Here is a 19,948-nt window from a genome sequence, read left to right on the forward strand (position 1 = left end):
GCAGCGGCCTACCTAGTTTCGGGGATGTACAGCTTGTTGCAAGCTGGGCAGCATCGGCGGCATTGGCGTGTCCATCCCGGGCGCGCGCGCAGGACCGTCCCATGCCCGCCTTGCACCGCTTCCTCATCCCCCTGGCCCTGCTGCTGGGCCTGCACGGCGCCGCCCAGGCCGCCATCTGCCGCGTGGCCGCCGACGGCAGTGCTGACGCCGACGCCGCCGCCGACGGCAGCAGTTGGACCCCGGCCACCACGCTGCAGGCGGCGCTGGGCAATGCCAACTGCGACGAGATCTGGGTCCAGCAGGGCCTGTACAAACCCACCACCGACGACGACCGCACGGTCAGCTTTGCCATCAACCGCCCGCTCAAGCTCTACGGCGGCTTCACCGGCCGGGAAACCGCGCTGGCAGAGCGCAGCGGCGATAGCAGCAGCACCACGCTCTCGGGCGACATCGGAACGGAGGGCGACAGCAGCGACAACAGCTACCACGTGCTGGTCATAGGCGGGACGGACCGCACTACCGGCAACGGCAGCTACACCAGCGCCGATACCGTGGTCGATGGCTTCACGGTGACGGCGGGGCGGGCGAATGGGGGGGGCTCCAACAACTGGGGCGGCGGCCTCTACTGCAATGGCCGCGGGGCGGGCAGGGTGTGCAGCCCGTTGCTGACCGGGCTGGTCTTCCAGGGCAATGCAGCCACCTACGGCGGGGCGATCCTCAACGATGGCGACTCCGGCAGCAGCAGCCCCGCCATCACCAACACCACCTTCAGCGGCAATTCAGCCACCACCTACGGCGGGGCGATCTACAACTATGGCGACTCCGGCGGCAGCAGCAGCCCCGCCATCACCAACACCACCTTCAGCGGCAATTTAGCCGCCTACGGCGGGGCGATCTACAGCTATGGCAACTCCAGCGGCAGCAGCAGCCCCGCCATCACCAACGCCACCTTCAGCGGCAATTCAGCCGTCTACTACGGCGGGGCGATCTACACCGTTGGCGGTGGCTCGACCACCAGCCGCCCCAGCGTGACCCGCTCGGTGTTCTGGGGCAATACGGCTGGCAGAGGTCCCCAGGCGTGGACTAGTAGCAACGCCCAGATCACCTTCAACAACAGCCTGATCCAAGGGGGCTGCGCCAGCGATGGTGACGGCGGCGGCGGCGGTGCGTGCCCCGGCCCCGGCCCGCTGTTGACCGCTGACCCGCTACTCGGCCCCCTGCAGGACAACGGTGGCCCCACGCCCACCATGCTGCCGGCGGCCAATAGCCCGGTCATCGATGCGGGCGGCGCCTGCACCGGTAGCGACCAGCGCGGCGTGGCCCGCCCGCAGGGCAGTGCCTGCGATCTGGGTGCGGTGGAGCGGCGACAGGGCAACTACACACTGGACGTTGCCGTGACGGGCGCAGGCAGTGTCAGCGCGGGGGCTGCGCCTGTGCCCGCTGTAGGCAGCATCACCAACTGCACAACTGCCGGTGGTGCGGCCTGCACGGCCGGCTATGCGATCGACTCCACGCCCGCAGCCAGCGTCACCTTGACCGCCACGCCCGATGCGGGCGCGACCTTCCTCGGCTGGGGCGGTGCCTGTATCGGCACCGGCACCTGCACCGTCACGATGGACCAGGCGCGCAGCGTGACCGCCAGCTTCGTCCTCAGCAGCTTCACCGGCGGCTTGCCTGGTGGCGGCAATGCCACGGCGGCGCTGGCGGGGGGAGGCGCGGGCTGCACGCTGGTGCCCGGCAACACCGGCTTTGCCAGCCCGGCCAGCACGCCGCCGGGGGTGAGCTTCCCGCAAGGGGTGTTTGCCTTTAGCGCCAGCGGCTGCACCGCCGGCAGCAGCGTGACCTTGACACTGACCTACCCGCAAGCCCTGCCGGCCGGGGCGCAGTACTGGAAGTTTGGCCCCACGGCGGCCAATGCCACGGCGCACTGGTTTGTGCTGCCGGGCGCCACGATCAATGGCAACACCGTCACCTTCAGCATCACCGACAACGGCGACGGCGACTCTGACCCGGCCCCGGGCAGCATCACCGACCCGGGCGGCGTGGGCGTGCTGGCCGTGGCCGGCGGCGGCGTGACCGCGATCCCGGTGGATGCGCCGTGGATGCTGGGGCTGTTGACGCTGTTGCTGGGCGGGGCGGCCTGGCGTGCCAAGCGGGTGGGCTTGCGGCGTTAACTTTGCGGTGCACGCACCGGCCGCAGCACCGCCGCATGCGCGGCCAGCCAACGGGCGGCCAGGGTTTGCGCGGGCACGGGGTGCGCGTCTTGCGAGGGGTGAAAGTCACGCCGGAAGTAAGCCAGCATGGGCCCGGCGCAGCGCCACACCAGGCCGTCGCGGCCCCAGAACAGGCGCAGGGCATCGGCCCAGGTGCCGGGCTTGAACAGCGTGCGGTCATGCCACAGGTTGGACACGGTCTGCCGCGTGGCATCCACCGCGAACACCAGGCTCACATACAGGTACCAGCGCACGCGCCACTGGTGGCTGCCGCCCAGCGCCTGGTAGAGGTCGTAGGCGACCGCGCTGTGCTCGGTCTCTTCGGCCGCGTGCCAGCGCCAGACGGTCTGCATGTCGGCATCGGCGCCGTCCAGCCAGCGGCTGTGGCGCAGGGTGCCGTCGGCCAGCAGGGCGGTGAAGTGCTCGTAGGCACAGGTCACGGCCAGCGCGTGGCGCGGGTCATTCACCATCTTGCGAAAGCGCGCGATGCGTGCCGTGGCCCAGTGCTGCCAGCGGTTGACCAAACCCTGCTGCTCCAGTTGGGCGTTGTACAGGCCGTGGATGCGGCGGTGCGTGGCCTCTTGGCCGATGAAGCCGGCAACGGTCTCGCGCATGGCGTCGTGCTCGGGCCCGGCGGGCAGGGCGCGGGCGGCGTCGCGCACCGCATCGATAAAGAACTGCTCGCCCACCGGGAAGCTCATCGACAGCGCGTTGAAGAACTGGGTGCGGTAGGCGCGCCCGCCATGCCAGTGGCGGGCAAAGCCGCGTTGCAGGTCGACTTCGAGCTTGCGCACGATCAGGCGTTCAGGTGGCGGGGCAGTGGGGCGCATGGTGTTCTCCGGTGGCGGCGCGGCTTGATGTGCGGCGCGTTTCTGAGCATTATTCAGTTTTGAGCGCGGGCCGCTACTCGCCTTGTGCTCAGTTTTTGCAGGAGCCCGCCATGAAGAAGCCCAGCACCGGCGAAGCCGCGCCGCGCATGCGCAAACAGCCCACGCAGCCGCGCGCGCAGCGCACCATAGAGACCATTTTTGACGCCACTGCTCAGATTGTGGAGAGCGAAGGCGAGGGCGCCTTGACCACCAACCGCATTGCGCAGAAGGCGGGCTTCTCCATTGGCACGCTCTACCAGTACTTCCCGTCGAAAGAGGCGGTGCTGGTGGCCATGATCCACCGCCAGCGCGACAAGGTGCAGCAAGAGCTGCAGTCCATGCTGGACCGCGCCGTGGCCGAGCGGCGCGAGGTGCGGGCCACCGTGCGCGAGCTGGTGCGGCTGCTGGTGCAGGCCTTTGGCGGCACCTCGCGGCCACGGCGCGCCTTCATCCGCATGGCCTGGCGGCTGGACCACCACGACAACATCACCCAGGCGCTGCGCGAAGGCGCAGACCGCAACGCCATGGCACTGGCGCAACTGATAGACACCGGTGAAGCCCCAGGCGTGCGCCCGCCCAACCCGGCCATGATGTTTGTCATCACCCGCGCGGTGATGGGCGCGATCCGCAGCGCTTCGCTGGAGGATTCACCGCTGCTGGGCACGCCGGCTTTTGAAGACGAGCTGGTGCGCATGGTGTGGGGGCTGCTGCGATCGGAAATTTAAAGAAAAAGTGGCTGTAGCCCAGGTGTAGACTGGGCTATTAGCTATCAATTCAGGAGTTAAGCCTTCTTCTCGCGCGGCAGCCGGCCCATTAGAAAAAATTCTGCATTGGGCTGCATGCCGGTCACGCTGGCGATGCGGTTCGACAGCCCGAAGAAGGCGGTGATGGCGGTGATGTCCCAGATGTCTTCGTCATCAAAACCATGGGCATGCAGCGCGGCAAAGTCGGCGTCGTCCACCGCGTGCGACTGGTCGCAGACCTTCATGGCAAAGGCCAGCATGGCGTGCTGGCGCGGGGTGATGTCGGCTTTGCGCCAGTTGACCGCCACCTGGTCGGCCACCAGCGGCTTCTTCTCGTAGATGCGCAGCAGCGCGCCGTGCGCCACCACGCAGTACAGGCACTGGTTGGCCGCGCTGGTGGCGGTGACGATCATCTCGCGGTCGCCCTTGCTCAGGTGGCCTTCTTCCTTTTCCATCAAGGCGTCGTGGTAGGCGAAGAAGGCTCGCCACTCGGCCGGCCGGCGCGCCAGTGCCAGGAACACGTTGGGGATGAAGCCGGCTTTCTCTTGCACCGCAAGGATGCGGGCGCGGATGTCGTCGGGCAGCTTGTGCAGTTCGGCAAGCGGGTAGCGGCTGGTCATGGGTGTCTCCTTTGCTTACCTATTGTCACTGCGGCACAGGGCTCGTGCGGCACGCTGGCGCCGTATGCCGGGTCTACCATGGGACGCACAGCGCCCGCGGTTGTGCGGGCGGCCCTGCCTTTGAAGGAGCGATTGCCCATGTCTGATTCCGACTTTCGTCCGCCGCGTGAAAAGCCTTCTGCCCTGAAGCCCGTCATTGCCGTTGTTGTGCTGCTGTTGGCCGCCGCTGCCGGCTGGTGGTACTGGCAGCAGCGCGCGCCCGTGCCGGATGCGCTGCCGCCCCAGGCCGCCGCGCCAGAGACCCCGCCAGAGCCCGCGCCCGCACCGGCTGCGCCCGCCGGGCCGCAATTCCCGGTCGAGCCGCCGGCCGCAGAGCCCGCCGCCAAGCTGCCGGCGCTGGCCGACTCCGACGGCACCGTGGGCTCGGCGCTGGAAGGCCTGCTGAGCCGCAAGTCGGTGTTGTCGTGGCTGCAGATGGACGGCTTTGTGCGCCGCGCGGTGGCCACGGTCGACAACCTCACGCGTGAACAGGCGCCTTCGCGCATGTGGCCGGTGCAGCCGGCGCCGCAGCGCTTCAGCGTGAGCGGGCAGCAGGGCGGGGCGCAGTACATCGCGCTGGACAACGCCGCGCGCTACACGCCCTTTGTGCAGTTCGCGGAGTCGGTGGACACGGCCAAGTCGGTGGCGCTGTACCGCCGGCTCTACCCGCTGTTCCAGGAAGCGTACGAAGAGCTGGGCTACCCGGGCCGCTATTTCAACGACCGCCTGGTGGGGGTGATAGACCACTTGTTGCAGACACCCGAGCCGACCGGCCCGATCGCGGTGCAACTGACCGAGGTCAAGGGCGACGTGCCTTCGGTGCGGCCTTGGGTGCGCTACGAATTTGCCGACCCGGCGCTGCAGTCGCTTTCCGCCGGCCAGAAGCTGCTGGTGCGCATGGGGCCGGTGAACGAACGGCGGCTGAAAGCCAAGCTGCGTGACTGGCGCAACCAACTGGTGGCCGGCGGCAAGATCGATGCGGGCAAGTCTTGAGTCATTGGCTGTCTGCTTTTGCTGAATAAGGAGCGCATTTCCACCTGTCATCCAACGCTTTTTTCCACCGCAACAGAGGAGCACCCCCGATGAGCAAGAAGAATGACCGTAGCCCCAAGCTGACCACGGCGTCTGGCATCCCGGTAGCCGACAACCAGAACTCGCAAAGCGCAGGCCCTCGTGGCCCGGTGCTGCTGCAGGACTTTCACCTGATCGAGAAGCTGCAGCACTTCAACCGCGAGCGCATCCCCGAGCGCGTGGTGCATGCCAAGGGCTCGGGCGCCTTTGGCACCTTCACCGTCACCCACGACATCAGCCAGTACACCAAGGCCAGGCTGCTCGACAAGGTGGGCAAAACAACCGAGACCTTTCTGCGCTTCTCTACCGTCGGGGGTGAGAAAGGCAGCGCCGACACCGAGCGCGACCCACGCGGCTTTGCGCTGCGCTTCTATACGGAAGACGGCAACTGGGACCTGGTGGGCCTCAACGAGCCGGTGTTCTTCATCAAGGACGGCATCAAGTTCCCGGACTTCATCCACACGCAAAAGCGCGACCCGCAGACCAACCTGAAGTCGCCGCAAATGAAGTGGGACTTCTGGAGCCATGCGCCCGAATCGACGCACAAGGTCACCATGCTGTACAGCGACCGCGGCACGCCCGACGGCTATCGCCACATGGACGGCTTTGGCACCCACACCTTCAGCCTGATCAATGCTGCGGGCGAGCGGGTCTGGGTCAAGTGGCACCTGAAGACCCAGCAGGGCATCAAGAACCTGAGCGCCGACGAGGCCAAACGCCTGGCCGGCAGCGACCCGGACTACGCCCAGCGCGACCTGTTCAACGCCATCGCCGCCGGCCGTTTCCCCAAGTGGGATGTGGCGATCCAGGTCATGACCGAGGCCGCCGCCGTGGCCTGGGAAAAGAAGACCGGCTGGAACCCCTTCGACGTGACCAAGGTCTGGCCGTATGGGGACTTCCCGCGCATCCCCGTGGGCGTGCTGGAACTCAACCGCAACCCCGACAACTACCACGCCGACGTGGAGCAGGCCGGCTTCTCGCCCGCCAACATCGTGCCCGGCCTGGGCTACAGCCCGGACAAGATGCTGCAAAGCCGCTTGTTTGGCTACCACGACGCCCAGCTCTACCGCGTGGGCACCAACCACCAGCACCTGCCGGTGAACAGCCCGCGCTGCCCCTTCCACAACCAGCAGCGCGACGGCGCCATGGCCACGTCGGTCAGCAACGACCACTCGGCCAAGAACTACGCCAACGTCCAGGCCGCCGGCACCGACACCACCGGCTTTGGCCACGGCGACCCGGGCTGGGCACTGCAGGGCACAGCGGGCTACTACGACGAGCGCGGCCAGTCGGATGACTTCACCCAGGCCGGCAACCTGTACCGCCTGCTGAAGCCCGACGCGCAAGACCGCCTGACCACCAACATCGCCGACGAATTGAAGGAAGTGACCAAGGACGTGCAAGACCTGCAGGTCTCGCACTTCACCAAGGCCGACCCGGCCTATGGCGCGGCCGTGGCGCGCAAGCTGAAGAGGTAGCTATTAAATAGATAGCTATAAGTCCAGATGCAATAAGGGCTAGAGGCCTATTTCTCTTAAATTGCGGCCAGCCTTGCAAAAGGCTGTGCCGCAAAGCCCTTGATGCGGGCTGGTTCTATCGGTCGCCGCTGTCAGCTGCCCGTGCTACCGTGCCCTTCACCTCGCCGTAGAACTGCTCTTCACGGTGAGCCTCTTTGGAGGAGACATGCGTACCGAGCTTTCACCCGCCCCCCTGGTGCAGGGCCAGGATGTCATCGCGCTGTCGCACCAGCGCTCGCTGGCCTTTGGCCTGCGGCAGCAAGACGCGCCCGACGTGGCGCCGCTGTCGCGCTCTGACTTGGCCGACCTGCTCGATGGCAGCCGCGACCTGTTCGTGCATGCGCGCCCGGTCATGGAAACGCTCTACGGCCAGATCGCCGGCACACGCAGCATGGTGCTGCTGACCGACTGCGAAGGCGCCATCCTGCATGCGCTGGGCGACGATGACTTTCTGGCCAAGGCGCAGCGTGTGGCCCTGCAGCCCGGCGGCCTGTGGTCGGAGCGCTACCGTGGCACCAATGCCATCGGCACCGCTTTGGTCGAGGGCACGGCCACCCAGGTCCATGCCGACCAGCACTACCTGCGCGCCAACCACTTCCTGAGCTGCACCTGCGCACCGATCCTGGACCCGATGGGGCAAGTGGTGGGGGCACTGGATGTCAGCAGCGACCACCGCGACGGCCACCCGCACACGCTGGCGCTGGTGCGCATGTCGGCCCAAATGGTGGAGAACCACTTCTTCAACACCCGCTTTGCGCAGGCGGTACGCGTGCACTTTCACAGCCAGGCGGGTTTTTTGGGCACCTTGATGGAGGGCATTGCCGCCTTTACGCCAGATGGGCGCTTGCTGTCGGCCAACCGCAGTGCGCGGTTTCAGTTGGGAGGGCTGTCACTGCGCGCCTTGCAGGAGCAGAGCTTTGGCGCATTGTTTGGCGTGGCGCTGGAGGCGCTGCGCGACAGCGCTGCCCGCGACCCGGCGCAGATCCTGTCGCTCTACCTGCCACACGGCGGGAAGGTGATGGCGCGGTTGGCGTTGCAACGGCCGCCTGTACGGGTGCTGGCCGATGGGCCCGCGCACGAGCCGGCGGTGAAACTGCGCCCCGCGCGCGCAGGTATGGGCGCGCCGCCCCTGTCCGGCCTGCGCTATCTGGCCACCGGCGACCCGCAGGTGGCGCGTGTGCTGGAGCGCGTGGGCAAGCTGCGCGGGCGCGACGTGCCCATCTTGATCCTGGGTGAGACCGGCACCGGCAAGGAGCTGCTGGCGCGCGCCATTCACCAAGATTCGCCACGCCGCGCCGCGCCCTTTGTGGCGGTGAACTGCGCGGCCATCCCGGAGGCGTTGATCGAGTCCGAGCTGTTCGGCCACGAGGACGGCGCCTTCACCGGCGCGCGCCGCAAGGGCCGCACCGGGCTGGTCCAGCAGGCCCATGGCGGCACCTTGTTTCTGGATGAGATCGGCGACATGCCGCTGGCCTTGCAGGCGCGGCTGCTGCGCGTGCTGCAAGAGCGCGCGGTAACGCCGCTGGGCGGCGCCCAGCCGCTGCCGGTGGATGTGGCGGTGGTCTGCGCCACGCACTGCAACCTGCGCGAGATGATGGCGGCCGGCAGTTTCCGCGAAGACCTGTACTACCGCCTGAACGGCCTGACCGTGCGGCTGCCGCCGCTGCGCGAACGCACCGATCTGCAGGTGATCGTGCAGCGCCTGCTGCAGAGCGCCGCCGAGGGCGGGCCGGTGCCGGCACTGGACGACGAGGTCCAGGCCCTGCTGGCGCGCTGCCGCTGGCCAGGCAACCTGCGGCAGATGGCCGGCGTGCTGCGCACCGCCTTGCTGCTGGCCGATGGCGAGGCCCTGATCCGCCGCAGCCACCTGCCCGAGGATTTTCTGGAGGCGTTGGACGCCACCGCATCTGACGGTGCTCCCCCGCCACCCGCTGGCTTGCGCGAGCGGGCGACCGATGCGGTGCAACAGGCGCTGGCCGCACATGGCGGCAATGTGTCGGCGGCGGCGCGCGCGCTGGGGGTGTCGCGCAATACTGTTTATCGGCACCTGCAGCGGCATTGACATGGCCGTTCGCCCTGAGCCTGTCGAAGGGCTTCGACAAGCTCAGAAGGTGTGAACGAATATCCGCCCCCGTGCGTTGATAGCGAATGGCCAACGCAAGCAACGCCCCCAAGACATCCGAACAAGCGGCCCTGTTCCACGAAGCGCCCGCAGATGGCGCCGTAGTTGCAACGCCACGGCCAGCAAAGCCGGCGCACACAGCAGGCACGCCACGCCTGCTGCACGCCGATCGCCAGCAGATCGAGCTACGCCCCTGCGACCTCGATGCCCTTGTCGCCGCAGACCATCCCGCGCGCAGCGTCTGGGCTTTTGTGCAGGCGCTGGACCTCGCGCCGCTCTACGCCCAGGTCAAGTCGGTGCAAGGCTCGGCCGGCGCACCCGCCATCGATCCGGCCATCCTCATGGCGCTGTGGCTGTGGGCCACCGTCGAGGGCGTGGGCTCGGCCCGCGAGATCGACCGGCTGTGCGAGCGCGACGACATCTACCGCTGGCTCTGCGGTGGCGTCGGGGTCAACTACCACACGCTGGCGAGCTTTCGCACAGCCAACACCGAATGGCTCGATGCGCAACTCACCCGCAGCATCGCCGCGCTCATGGAGCGCAAGCTGGTCACGCTCGACGTAGTCGCCCAGGACGGCCTGCGCGTTCGCGCCCACGCCAAGGCCTCGAGCTTCCGGCGCAAGGAGCGCCTGGGCGAGCTGCATGCCTTGGCGCTCGCCCAGGTCAACGCCCTCAAGAGCGAACTCGAGGCCGATGCGGGCGCCAGCACGCGGCGCAAGGCCGCCGCGCGCGAACGCGCCGCACGGGAGCGCGAGGAGCGCCTGGCCCGGGCACTGCAGACCTTCGGCGAGATCGAGCGGGGCGCACTCGACAAGATCAAGAACAAGGCCAGTGCGCGTGCCAGGCGAGGCAAGTCTGGCCAGGCCCCAGTAGGTGATAGCCCCGCCGGGGATGCTCCCAGCGCCCTGCCCGAACCCGACGCCCCACCTGCCGAGCCACGCCCCGCCAGCGGCGAGGCGCAGCCGAAGTCCAGCGCAGGCGCGCCCAAGCGGGTCAGCACCACGGATGCAGACGCCCGGGTGATGAAGATGGCCGACGGAGGATTCCGTCCGGCCTACAACGCGCAGGTGCTGGTGGACGAGGCCACGCAGTTGATCGCCGGTATCGCGGTGGTCTGCGCGGGCAGCGATATGCATGAGATGGCGCCCATGCATCGCCAGATCGAGCAGCGCTACGGCCGCACGCCCACGCACTGGCTGGCCGATGGTGGCTACCCCCAGTACGACGCACTCGAGGAACTCAGCCGTCGCGGCACGCAGCCGGTGGTGCCGCCCTCGCGCAGCCGCAAACCTGGCTTCGATCCGCTCAGCCCCAAGGCCAGTGACTCACCGTTGATTGCGCAGTGGCGCGCGTTCATGGCCAGTGACGAGGGCCAGAAGCTCTACAGGCGCCGCGCCGCAAGTATCGAATGCGCCAATGCGCAGCTCAGGCGACGGGGCTTGTACCGCCTGAATGTGTGCGGCAAGTTGAAGGCACGCGCGGTGCTGCTGTGGCACGCGCTGGCGCATAACTTGATGCGCATGCGCTCGCTGGGGTTTGCGCTCGGGGGGTGAACTGAGCGCGCTTGCAGGCTCGCCCTGCAGCCTCCACAAGGCCCCCAAGACTGCGGCTGGGCGCTCTGGGACCTCCGAGAGGCCAGGAGCTCGCCCCGCCCCGTTCAATTGGCCACCGCGGCCTTCAAGCCGCCTGTTGGCGCATGGGAGTTGATTTTTTCACGCCTTCTCAGCCCGAACGGTATGGTGTCGTGAACGGTTCTTGCCGAAGGAACGCAATTGGGTATGGGCCGTCAGTGCTGCACGTCTAGCGCCGGCAATGCCGCCCACTCGGCATCCTCGAACAATCGTGACCGGGTCAGAAAGCGCAGCCCGGTCGGCCGCTCCAGCGAGAACATGCCGCCGTTGCCGGGCACGGCGTCGATGATGAGATGCGTGTGCTCCCAGTATTCGAACTGCGAGCGGCTCATGTAGAAGGGCGCGCCGCCGATCTCGCCCAGCTTCACGTCGGCGTCGCCGACCATGAACTCGCCCAGCGCAAAGCACATGGGCGCACTGCCATCGCAGCAGCCGCCTGACTGGTGGAACATCAGCGGCCCATGCTGCGCCGTCAACTGCGCGATCAGCGCCTCGGCGGCCGGTGTGGCCGACACGCGGGTCGGTGCAGTGGCAGTACTCATACCGGATGGGCTAGAAAAAGCCCAATTTATTGGGGCTGTAGCTCACCAGCAGATTCTTGGTCTGCTGATAGTGGTCCAGCATCATCTTGTGGTTCTCGCGGCCAATGCCTGACTGCTTGTAGCCACCAAAGGCCGCATGCGCCGGATAGGCGTGGTAGCAGTTGGTCCAGACTCGGCCGGCCTGTATGCCACGGCCCATGCGGAAGGCGCGGCTGCCGTCGCGGCTCCAGACGCCGGCGCCCAGGCCGTAGAGCGTGTCGTTGGCAATCGCCAGCGCCTCGGCCTCGTCCTTGAAGGTGGTCACCGACAGCACCGGCCCGAAGATTTCCTCCTGGAAGATGCGCATCTTGTTGTGCCCCTTGAAGACCGTGGGCTGGATGTAGTAGCCGCCTTGGGTGTCGCCCGGGCGCTCTTGCCGCGCGCCGCCGGCCAGCAGTTGTGCGCCTTCCTGCTTGCCCAGGTCGATGTAGGAGAGGATTTTTTCCATCTGCTCCTGCGAGGCCTGCGCACCGATCATGGTGGCGGCGTCCAGCGGATGGCCCTGCTTGATGGCGGCCACGCGCTTCAAGGCCCGCTCCATGAACTTCTCGTAGATCGATTCCTGGATCAGCGCGCGGCTTGGGCAGGTGCAGACCTCGCCCTGGTTCAGCGCAAACATGGTGAAGCCCTCCAGCGCCTTGTCCAGAAAGGCGTCGTCTGCGGCCATCACGTCTTCGAAGAACACGTTGGGGCTCTTGCCGCCCAGCTCCAGCGTCACCGGGATGATGTTCTGGCTGGCGTACTGCATGATCAGCCGGCCGGTGGTGGTCTCACCGGTAAAGGCAATCTTGGCGATGCGGCTGCTGGACGCCAGCGGCTTGCCCGCCTCCAGCCCAAAGCCGTTGACCACGTTGAGCACGCCGGGTGGCAGCAGGTCGCCTACCAGCTCCAGCAGCACCAGGATCGAGGCGGGCGTTTGCTCTGCGGGCTTGAGCACCACGCAGTTGCCGGCGGCCAGCGCGGGTGCCAGCTTCCATATCGCCATCAGGATGGGGAAGTTCCACGGAATGATCTGCCCGACCACGCCCAGCGGCTCATGGAAATGGTAGGCGACGGTCTCGTGGTCGATCTCGCTGATGCCGCCTTCCTGCGCGCGGATGCAGCCGGCAAAGTAGCGCAGGTGGTCCACCGCCAGCGGCAGGTCGGCGGCCATGGTTTCACGCAGCGGCTTGCCGTTGTCTATGGTTTCGGCCACGGCCAGCAGCTTCAGGTTGGCCTCCATGCGGTCGGCAAACTTCAGCAGGATGTTGGCGCGTTCGGTGACGGGCGTCTTGCCCCAGGCGGCCTTGGCGGCGTGGGCGGCGTCCAGCGCGGCCTCGATGTCCTTGGCGTTGGAGCGCGGGATGCGGGTAAAGGGCTTGCCCGTGATCGGCGTGATGTTGTCGAAGTACTGGCCGTCCACCGGCGGCACCCACTGGCCACCGATGTAGTTGCCGTATTCCTTCTTGTAGGGGTTGTCCAGGCCAAGGTGGCGGATTTCGGTCATGTCCATGAGGGTGTCTCCTGTAGTGCGAAATGGATGCGGATGCGTTGTGCCGCAGTTGTTTATGGCAAGTCACATGCCAGTGCGCCGCAGGGCGCGCTGCGGCGTGCTCTGCGGCGCACAGTGTTTCGTTGTGCAACAGTTGTGCTGTCACCTTGTGGCGCAACGCAACAGGTCCGGCAACGAATAATCCGGGCCATGTCTTCTTCCATACCCGCTCCATCCGTGCCGCTGCTGTCCATTGACGGCGCCGTGGCCACCATCACCCTCAACCGCCCGGCGCACCGCAACCGGCTGCAGGACGAAGACCTGCAAACCCTGCTGGCCCACTTCGCGCAGGTGGACGCCAACCCCGCCGTGCGCGTGCTGGTGCTGGCCGCAGTGGCTGAGGGCGCGCGGCCGGTCTTTAGCGCCGGCTACCACGTGGGCGGTTTTGACGTGGCGCCGGGCGCGCAGGCCGGCACGCCGCTCGCGTTCGAGGCCGTGCCCGACGCGCTGGAGCGGCTGCGGCCGCTGACCATCTGCGCGCTCAATGGCAGCGTCTATGGCGGCGCCACCGACCTGGCGCTGGCCTGCGACTTTCGCCTGGGCGTGCAGGGCATGGAGCTGCGCATGCCGGCCGCCGCGCTGGGGCTGCACTACTACCCGAGCGGGCTGGTGCGCTACGTGTCGCGCCTGGGCACCAATGCCAGCAAGCGCCTGTTTCTGCGGGCCGAGGCGGTCGATGCCGAGGCGCTGCTGGCCATGGGCTACCTGGACCAGTTGTTGCCGGCGGCTGAATTGCCTGCGGCGGTGCAGGCGCTGGCGGCCCGCTTGGCGCAACTGGCGCCGCTGGCCGCGCAAGGCATCAAGCAGTCGATCAACGAGATCGCGCGGCAGGTTTTTGATACGGCCGTCATCCAGGCGCGCGTGGCGCTGTGCCAGGCCAGCGCTGATTTCGCCGAAGGCCTGCAGGCCTTCGCAGAGCGCCGCACGCCGGTGTTTTCAGGTGTTTGATGACCATTTACAAACGTCATATGTAGGTCATATGTCCTGAATACATTCGCTCGCTTCCTTCCTTGATGTGAGCCCTTTGGTGAAAAATTTTGAATCCCAACGCCCGGACGGCGCCGCGCCCGACACCCAGATCGACGCGTCGACTCCTGACATTTCACGCGGGGGCTTCCATCGCCGCAACTTGCTGAAAATGGGCCTGGCGTCGGCCACCACGGTGGCATCGGGGGGCTTGCTGAGCGCCTGCGGCGGCGGCAGCGATGGCAATGACAGCGCTGCCAGCGGTGGCGCCGCCACGGCGGCTTCCGCCCAGATCTCCAGCTTTGCACTGGCGGTGTTGCCTGACACCCAGTTTTATTCACGCTACGCCACGTCCACGGAAAGCAGCCAGTACGAGCGCCACTACGGCAGCGAGCCGTACTTTGCGCAGACCAAATGGGTGGCCGACAACGCGGCCAAGCTCAACATTCCTTTCCTGATCCACCTGGGCGACGTGGTGGACCAGGTCGGCAAGCCCGAGCAGTGGAAGGTGGCCGACACCGCCATGCAGGTGCTGGAGGTGGCCAAGGTGCCGTACTCGATCCTGGCCGGCAACCACGACGTGCTGAACGACGTGGACTACGACTTCAGTCCCAGCACCGGCACCGACACCCAGCGCGTGCTGGCCAACGAGCCCTATCTGCAATGGTTTGGCACCAAGCGCGCCCAGCGCCAGTCCACCTTTGGCGAGCGCGACAGCACCGGCTTCCACGAGTACCACACCTTCAAGGCGCAAGACCAGCAGTTCCTGGTGCTGTCGCTGTCCTGGCGCATCTCGGATGCGGGCATTGCCTGGGCGCGCAGCGTGATTGCCGCGCACCCCACGCTGCCCGTCATCCTGGTCAACCACCAGTTGCTGAACATTGCGCCAGACGCCGTGAGCCCGCTGGAGACCGGCTACGGCAAGATGCTGTGGGAGAAGCTGATCCGCGACAACGATCAGATCTTCATGACGCTCAACGGCCACCACCATGGCGGCGCCCACCTGACCAAGACCAATGACTTCGGCAACCCCGTCGAAGAAATGGTGGTGGACTACCAGATGGCCTACCAGGGCGGCAACGGCCTGATGCGGCTGTATGAGTTCGACCTGACCAACAACCTGATCAAGGTGCTGTCGTTCTCGCCCTGGGTGCCGATGAAGCCGGCAGACACCCTGAATGCGTTCGACCAGGCCGTGCTGACCGAGACCAACCACACCTTCAACATCAGCATGAATTTCGCCAAGCGCTTTGCGCGCTTCAATGCGAACTTCGGCACCGGCACGGCCACCGTGGCCTCGTCGCTGGTGGACCAGGCCAAGGCCCTGGTGCTGAAGGGCTTCACCGAGCCCGCAGCCCTGGTCCAGGTGGCGGCCAAGGACAGCGACGACTATCCCAAGGTGGCCTCCACCGTGGCGCACTGGCGCTTCTTTGGTGGCGCCGAGGGCGCGGCCATTGCCCCGGGCACGCAGATCGCCGACGTCACCGGCGCCAACCCGCTCAAGCGCGACCAGCTCAACACCAGCGACATCGTCGGCGCAGAAGTGGGGGACATCGTCTGGAGCAGCGACCACCACCGCCTGTCTGCGGCGCCGGGCTCGGTGGCGTTCTTGAACACCGACAAGAACACGCCGCGCATGAGCTACTTCCTGACCGACACCACGGCCGCCATCAACGCGCAGACCTTCACCAGCACGGGCTACACCATCGAGGCCTTCATCAAGATCGACAAGGCCTGGGACAAGTCAAAGAACGCCTGGATGAACATCATGACGCGCGACGGCAAGCGCGGCGACCTGGCCGGTTTCGACGGTGGCGACCCGGAATCCCCGCCTTTGCTGTTTGCCATCTCCAGCCTGCGCGAGGTGCAGTGGGAAGTGGTGCCCGACGTCACCGGCGCGCGCGAAGGCGACGCGAGCTGGTCGGGCGAAATCATTGCCGACACCTGGGTGCACATTGCCATCGTCAACGACCCCAGCACGCACGACACCGTGATGTATGTCGAAGGTGCGCCGGTGCTGCGCAACACCAGCAATGTGCCCGGCCTGGCCGCACTGTCTGCCAGCTCGCCCTGGGTGGTCGGCGCCGGCTCCTGGGATGGCGACCGCGCCGACGGCTTCTTTGGCAAGATCGGTGAAGTGCGTATCGCGGCCGAAGCCTTGCCCTCTGGCAAGTGGCTCACGGCGCGCCGCAGCTAAGCGTTAGACCATCGGGTCTGACCCTATGCTGCTGGCGCGGCGTCCCGACAAGAATGCGCTTGAAACACCGTAGGAGGCTTCCCATGGCGGATCGGCAGCAGAAGGGTTCATCGCGGCGCTTTCTCTCTGCATTGCGCAGCTACCAGTCCGAGCAGATCAAGCGCACCTTGCAGGCCTGCGGCGGCAAGGTGGCGCGTGCGGCACGCGCGCTGGGCGCCTCGCCCGACCAGATCTACGGCAGCCTGAAGAAGCCCGGCCCCGCCGCCGCCAGCACACCTGCGCCGGCCCGGGCGCCGCTGGGCAAATCCGCGATCCGCTACCGCAAGGGCTGAGAACGTTCTTGCCGGCTTGGCGATGCCGGGTCAACCCGCCATCAGCCGCTGCAGCAAATCCGCCGCGCTGCTGGCCCCGTACTTGCGCATCAGCCGCGCCCGATAGATCTCGACCGTGCGGTGGCTGATGCCCAGCGCGCGGCCAATCTCTTTTGAGGTGCGGCCGCCCGAGCTGAGGTGCGCCGCCACCTCGCGTTCGCGCGGGGTGAGCTCGGCCCGCACGGTGCGGCGCGCGCTCAGGTCTTCGAAGCTCCAGATGCCGGCGCCATGCGGCTGGGCGCGGTCGAAGGCGCGGCCGGTGACGTGGCACCAGAACACCTCGCCCTTGTGGCGGCCGTCTACCCGGCGCATCACGCGGTCGTCGGCATAGCGGCCGGCGGCGTTCATGACCGGGGCGATGCGCTCGCCGGCGCGCTCGTATTCGTCGGCGCTGGGGTAGAGGATGCGAAAGGACTGGCCTATGAGCTGCCCGCGCGTGGCGCCAAAGGTGTCGCAGAGCTGTTGGTTGCAATCCACGATGGTGCGCTCGCGCGACAGCGCCAGGCCCACGGGCGCCAGCTCGAAGGCCAGGCGGTAATCAATGTCCATGAGATGGGAGTGTGCGAAAGAGGCGTTCGGGATTCTGCTTAGGCGCTTCTACGTATGGCGATAGGTAGTATCGTCTGGGCTTCCGATTTTTCCCCCTTGGAGGCTCTTGTCGTGAACAAGCTGTATCCCTCGGCCCGTGACGCGCTGCAAGGCGTGGTGCAAGACGGCCAATTGCTCGCTGTCGGGGGCTTTGGCCTCTGCGGCATCCCCGAAGCCCTGATCGACGCGCTGCGCGATTCCGGCAAGAAGGACCTGACGGTCATCTCCAACAACGCGGGTGTCGATGGCTTTGGCCTGGGCAAGCTGCTGGAGACGCGGCAGATCAAGAAGATGGTCTCCAGCTACGTCGGCGAGAACAAGGAGTTTGAGCGCCAGTACCTGGCGGGCGAACTGGAGCTGGAGTTCACGCCCCAGGGCACGCTGGCCGAGAAGCTGCGCGCCGGCGGCGCGGGCATCCCGGCCTTCTTCACCAAGACCGGTGTGGGCACGCAGGTGGCCGAGGGCAAGGAGCTGCGCGAGTTCGACGGCGAGACCTATGTCATGGAGCGCTCGCTGGTGCCCGACGTGGCGCTGGTCAAGGCCGACGTGGCCGACAAATCCGGCAACCTGCGTTTTCGGCTGACCGCACGCAACTTCAACCCGGCCGCCGCCATGGCCGGCAAGGTCTGCATCGTCGAGGTAGAGCGCATCGTCGAAGTGGGCGAGATTGAGCCCGACGACATCCACCTGCCGGGCATCTACGTGCACCGCATCGTGCTCAACCCGACACCTGAGAAGCGCATCGAGAAGCGCACGCTCTCGGCCGCTGCGCCGGTGGATGCCGCCGCCGCCAAGGTCGAGGCCCAGACCGCCATCGCGCAAGCCGCCGCAGGCAGCGGCGTGCCGCTGCCCACCGTTCCCGTCGACAAGAAAAAAGGAGCCTGACATGCCCTGGACCCAAGACCAGATGGCGGCGCGCGCCGCCCAGGAGCTGGAAGACGGCTTCTACGTGAACCTGGGCATCGGCATCCCGACGCTGGTGGCCAACCATGTGCCCGCAGACAAGGAAGTCTGGCTGCAGTCGGAGAACGGCATGCTCGGCATCGGCCCGTTTCCCACGGAAGACACGGTGGACGCCGACCTGATCAATGCCGGCAAGCAGACGGTGACCACCATCCCTGGCTCGTCCATCTTTGGCAGCCACGACAGCTTTGCCATGATCCGCGGCGGCAAGATCAACCTGAGCATCCTCGGCGCCATGCAGGTGAGCGAGAAGGGCGACCTGGCCAACTGGATGATCCCGGGCAAGATGGTCAAGGGCATGGGCGGCGCCATGGACCTGGTGGCCGGCGTCAAGCGCGTGATCGTGCTGATGGAGCACGTGGCCAAGAAGAAGGACGGCACCGAAGACCTGAAGATCCTGAAAACCTGCAGCCTGCCGCTGACCGGCGTGGGCGTGGTGGACCGCATCATCACGGATCTGGCCGTGCTGGATGTGGTGCCTGAGGGGCTGAAGGTGGTGGAGCTGGCGCCTGGCGTGACGCGCGAAGCATTGCAGGCCAAGACTGGCGCACCGCTGCTCTGAGGTCTTTTTGGATTTTTAAGGAAAAAGTGGCTTTAGCCCAGGCCACGCCTGGGCTTATAGCTATCATTTTTAATTCTGCGCATCCTCAGCGCAGATAAGAGCGCAGCACTCCCAGCACCTCGTCCAGCTCTTCCGCACGCTCTTGCGGCGTGTGGTTTTCGTCGGTCAGGTGCTCGCGCAGATGGCCGTCTAGCACCTCGGCCATCAGGCCATTCACCGCGCCACGGATGGCCGCGATCTGCTGCAGCACCGGCCCGCAGCCAACGCCAGCCAGCAAGGCCCGCTCCAATGCCTCGGACTGTCCCCGGATGCGGCGCACCCGGGCCACTAGTTTTTTCTGATCGCGAATCGTATGGCCCATGGTGCGATTGTCTCCGCGTTCCTTGAAAAAATACTAGGGGGGAGTATATTTGGCGACTCTTCAGGAGCCCGCCATGTCCCTTGCCGCCCCCATTCCCGGCAGCCACAGTCACCAGTTCGATGTCGTCAACCCCATGGCCGAGCGCAGCACGCGCCGCGCCGTCTGGCTGACGGCGGCCATGATGGTCGCGGAGATCGCCGGCGGCTGGTACTTCAACTCCATGGCGCTGCTGGCCGACGGCTGGCACATGGGCTCGCATGCGCTGGCGCTGGGCCTGTCGGTGCTGGCCTATGGCGCGGCGCGGCGCTTTGCGGCAGACCGGCGCTTCTGCTTTGGCACCGGCAAGATCGAGGTGCTGGCCGCCTACACCAGCGCCATGCTGCTGGTGGGCATTGCCGCTCTGATGCTGTTCCAGTCGGTCGAGCGGCTGGTGGCTCCGCAGCCCATTCACTACGAGCAGGCCATTGCCATCGCCATCGTCGGCCTGCTGGTGAACCTGGTCTGCGCGCGCATGCTGCATGGCGGCGGCCATGCACATGAGCATCACCACGAGGGACATGGACACGACCACCACCATGACCTGAACCTGCGCTCAGCCTACCTGCACGTGCTGGCGGACGCGGCCACCTCCGTGCTGGCCATCCTGGCGCTGGCCGGCGGCTGGCTCTGGGGCTGGTCCTGGCTTGATCCGGCCATGGGCATCGTCGGTGCGGCACTGGTCGCCGTCTGGGCCTGGGGCCTGCTGCGCGACGCCGGCCGGGTGCTGCTAGACGCAGAGATGGATGCCCCCGTGGTGCAAGAAGTGCGCGAGGCCATCGCCGCCAGCCCGGTGCCCGCCACCATCACCGACCTGCATGTGTGGCGCGTGGGCAAGGGCCGCTATGCCTGCATCGTGGCGCTGCAGTCTGCCGGGCCGGCGCAGCCGGAGGACTTCCGCCGCCTGATCGCGGTGCATGAGGAGTTGGTGCACATCACGGTCGAGGTGGCGCCGCAGTTGGGCTGA

Annotated in this window: 18 protein-coding genes; 12 read left to right on the forward strand and 6 right to left on the reverse strand. The window is 66.8% G+C overall.

From position 1 onward, the window contains the following. The first annotated feature begins 101 nt into the window (after positions 1-101). Entirely contained in the window at positions 102-2,174 is a 2,073-nt protein-coding gene (locus tag AAFF27_11760; GenBank protein ID XAH25819.1) for a choice-of-anchor U domain-containing protein, read from the forward strand. Here AAFF27_11760 and AAFF27_11765 read toward each other — a convergent pair. Next, positions 2,171-3,043 (reverse strand): metal-dependent hydrolase, encoded by an 873-nt coding sequence (locus AAFF27_11765; protein ID XAH25820.1) that lies wholly within the window; start codon positions 3,041-3,043, stop codon positions 2,171-2,173. The two genes, AAFF27_11760 and AAFF27_11765, sit on opposite strands and share 4 nt — an antisense overlap. Before the next feature lie 110 nt (positions 3,044-3,153). Here AAFF27_11765 and AAFF27_11770 point away from each other — a divergent pair, with 110 nt between their 5' ends. Then, on the forward strand, positions 3,154-3,807 hold the full coding sequence (locus tag AAFF27_11770; GenBank protein XAH25821.1) for a TetR/AcrR family transcriptional regulator: 654 nt from the start codon (positions 3,154-3,156) through the stop codon (positions 3,805-3,807). 56 nt (positions 3,808-3,863) lie between these two features. On the opposite strand, the gene AAFF27_11775 is transcribed toward AAFF27_11770, so the two are convergent. Continuing rightward, complete coding sequence (locus AAFF27_11775; protein ID XAH25822.1) at positions 3,864-4,445, reverse strand: peroxidase-related enzyme; 582 nt, start codon at positions 4,443-4,445, stop codon at positions 3,864-3,866. Positions 4,446-4,583: 138 nt separating this feature from the next. Here AAFF27_11775 and AAFF27_11780 point away from each other — a divergent pair, with 138 nt between their 5' ends. The 4 genes from AAFF27_11780 (at position 4,584) to AAFF27_11795 (ending at position 10,747) form a co-directional block, all read left to right on the forward strand. After that, positions 4,584-5,477 (forward strand): DUF3014 domain-containing protein, encoded by an 894-nt coding sequence (locus tag AAFF27_11780; GenBank protein XAH25823.1) that lies wholly within the window; start codon positions 4,584-4,586, stop codon positions 5,475-5,477. A gap of 89 nt (positions 5,478-5,566) precedes the next feature. Next, positions 5,567-7,033 carry a catalase gene (locus AAFF27_11785; protein ID XAH25824.1) on the forward strand — a complete coding sequence of 489 codons (1,467 nt, stop codon included), beginning with the start codon at positions 5,567-5,569 and terminating at the stop codon, positions 7,031-7,033. 205 nt (positions 7,034-7,238) lie between these two features. Then, positions 7,239-9,134 carry a sigma-54-dependent Fis family transcriptional regulator gene (locus AAFF27_11790; protein ID XAH25825.1) on the forward strand — a complete coding sequence of 632 codons (1,896 nt, stop codon included), beginning with the start codon at positions 7,239-7,241 and terminating at the stop codon, positions 9,132-9,134. Between the two features lie 215 nt (positions 9,135-9,349). Then, on the forward strand, positions 9,350-10,747 hold the full coding sequence (locus AAFF27_11795) for an IS1182 family transposase (protein XAH26222.1): 1,398 nt from the start codon (positions 9,350-9,352) through the stop codon (positions 10,745-10,747). A gap of 233 nt (positions 10,748-10,980) precedes the next feature. Here AAFF27_11795 and AAFF27_11800 read toward each other — a convergent pair whose 3' ends face one another. Both AAFF27_11800 and adh read right to left on the reverse strand, forming a co-directional pair. Beyond that, complete coding sequence (locus tag AAFF27_11800) at positions 10,981-11,367, reverse strand: DUF779 domain-containing protein (protein XAH25826.1); 387 nt, start codon at positions 11,365-11,367, stop codon at positions 10,981-10,983. A 10-nt stretch (positions 11,368-11,377) separates the two neighbouring features. Further along, positions 11,378-12,898: an aldehyde dehydrogenase gene (adh, locus tag AAFF27_11805; protein ID XAH25827.1), complete on the reverse strand. Its 1,521-nt coding sequence runs from the start codon at positions 12,896-12,898 to the stop codon at positions 11,378-11,380. 189 nt (positions 12,899-13,087) lie between these two features. On the opposite strand from adh, the gene AAFF27_11810 reads away from it, so the two are divergent. The 3 genes from AAFF27_11810 to AAFF27_11820 all read left to right on the forward strand — a co-directional run bounded on the left by AAFF27_11810 (position 13,088) and on the right by AAFF27_11820 (position 16,432). Beyond that, positions 13,088-13,885 (forward strand): enoyl-CoA hydratase/isomerase family protein, encoded by a 798-nt coding sequence (locus tag AAFF27_11810; protein XAH25828.1) that lies wholly within the window; start codon positions 13,088-13,090, stop codon positions 13,883-13,885. Between the two features lie 190 nt (positions 13,886-14,075). Further along, complete coding sequence (locus tag AAFF27_11815; GenBank protein XAH26223.1) at positions 14,076-16,100, forward strand: LamG-like jellyroll fold domain-containing protein; 2,025 nt, start codon at positions 14,076-14,078, stop codon at positions 16,098-16,100. 83 nt (positions 16,101-16,183) lie between these two features. Then, positions 16,184-16,432, forward strand: coding sequence for a helix-turn-helix domain-containing protein (locus tag AAFF27_11820; protein ID XAH25829.1), 249 nt, complete (start codon positions 16,184-16,186; stop codon positions 16,430-16,432). 30 nt (positions 16,433-16,462) lie between these two features. On the opposite strand, the gene AAFF27_11825 is transcribed toward AAFF27_11820, so the two are convergent. Beyond that, positions 16,463-17,020, reverse strand: a complete 558-nt coding sequence (locus tag AAFF27_11825) for a PAS and helix-turn-helix domain-containing protein (GenBank protein ID XAH25830.1) — start codon at positions 17,018-17,020, stop codon at positions 16,463-16,465. 111 nt (positions 17,021-17,131) lie between these two features. Here AAFF27_11825 and AAFF27_11830 point away from each other — a divergent pair, with 111 nt between their 5' ends. Together AAFF27_11830 and AAFF27_11835 are read left to right on the forward strand one after the other, a co-directional pair. Beyond that, entirely contained in the window at positions 17,132-17,944 is an 813-nt protein-coding gene (locus AAFF27_11830) for a CoA transferase subunit A (protein ID XAH25831.1), read from the forward strand. A gap of 1 nt (position 17,945) precedes the next feature. Then, positions 17,946-18,584, forward strand: a complete 639-nt coding sequence (locus tag AAFF27_11835; protein ID XAH25832.1) for a CoA transferase subunit B — start codon at positions 17,946-17,948, stop codon at positions 18,582-18,584. 85 nt (positions 18,585-18,669) lie between these two features. On the opposite strand, the gene AAFF27_11840 is transcribed toward AAFF27_11835, so the two are convergent. Then, on the reverse strand, positions 18,670-18,945 hold the full coding sequence (locus tag AAFF27_11840; protein ID XAH25833.1) for a metal/formaldehyde-sensitive transcriptional repressor: 276 nt from the start codon (positions 18,943-18,945) through the stop codon (positions 18,670-18,672). Between the two features lie 73 nt (positions 18,946-19,018). Between AAFF27_11840 and dmeF the strand changes: the two genes are divergently transcribed. After that, positions 19,019-19,948 carry a CDF family Co(II)/Ni(II) efflux transporter DmeF gene (gene dmeF / locus AAFF27_11845; protein XAH25834.1) on the forward strand — a complete coding sequence of 310 codons (930 nt, stop codon included), beginning with the start codon at positions 19,019-19,021 and terminating at the stop codon, positions 19,946-19,948.

Source organism: Xylophilus sp. GW821-FHT01B05 (genome assembly GCA_038961845.1).
Lineage (GTDB): Bacteria > Pseudomonadota > Gammaproteobacteria > Burkholderiales > Burkholderiaceae_C > Xylophilus.